Origin of the sequence: Streptomyces marokkonensis (assembly GCF_039539045.1) — a bacterium.
GTDB classification, from domain to species: domain Bacteria; phylum Actinomycetota; class Actinomycetes; order Streptomycetales; family Streptomycetaceae; genus Streptomyces; species Streptomyces marokkonensis.
Genome location: NZ_BAABCQ010000406.1, coordinates 1 through 781 on the forward strand (window position 1 = coordinate 1; position 781 = coordinate 781).

The 781-nt window shown below is 66.3% G+C and carries 1 protein-coding gene; it reads right to left on the bottom strand.

The features are described from left to right. A partial coding sequence (locus tag ABEA26_RS36130) for a beta-ketoacyl synthase N-terminal-like domain-containing protein (protein ID WP_345598327.1) occupies window positions 1–781 on the bottom strand: 781 nt, incomplete at both ends.

Sequence of the window (781 nt, forward strand, 5' to 3'; positions counted from 1 at the left end):
ACCGCCAACACCCGGTGACCGTTGACACGGGCATCGGAGAGACGCTCCAGCACCAGCACACCCACACCCTCACCCCAGCCCGTACCATCCGCACCCGCCGCGAACGACTTGCACCGACCATCCGGAGCCAGCCCCCGCTGACGGGAGAACTCCACGAACACCCCCGGCGTCGCCATCACAGCAACACCACCCGCCAGCGCCAGATCACACTCACCCGACCGCAACGCCTGCGCCGCCAGATGCAGAGCCACCAACGACGACGAACACGCCGTGTCCACCGTCACCGCCGGACCCTCAAGACCCAGCGTGTACGCGATCCGGCCCGAGGCCACACTCCCCGCGTTACCGTTCCCGACGAACCCCTCCACCTCATCGCCGGCCCCCGCCAACTGCTGCACATAATCGTGATACATCAACCCCGCATACACACCCGCCCGCGCACCCCGCAGGCTCTCCGGCACAATCCCCGCATGCTCGAACGCCTCCCACGACGCCTCCAGCAACAACCGCTGCTGCGGATCCATCGCCAACGCCTCACGCGGCGAGATCCCGAAGAAACCAGGATCGAACGCCCCCGCCTCATGCAGGAACCCACCCTCACGCACATACGACGTACCCGCATGCTCAGGATCAGGATCGTAAAGATTCTCCAGATCCCAGCCACGGTCCACCGGGAAACCGCTCACGCCCTCCCGGCCCTCCACCACCAACCGCCAAAGATCCTCCGGCGAACTCACCCCGCCCGGATAACGACACCCCATCCCCACGATCACCACCGGAT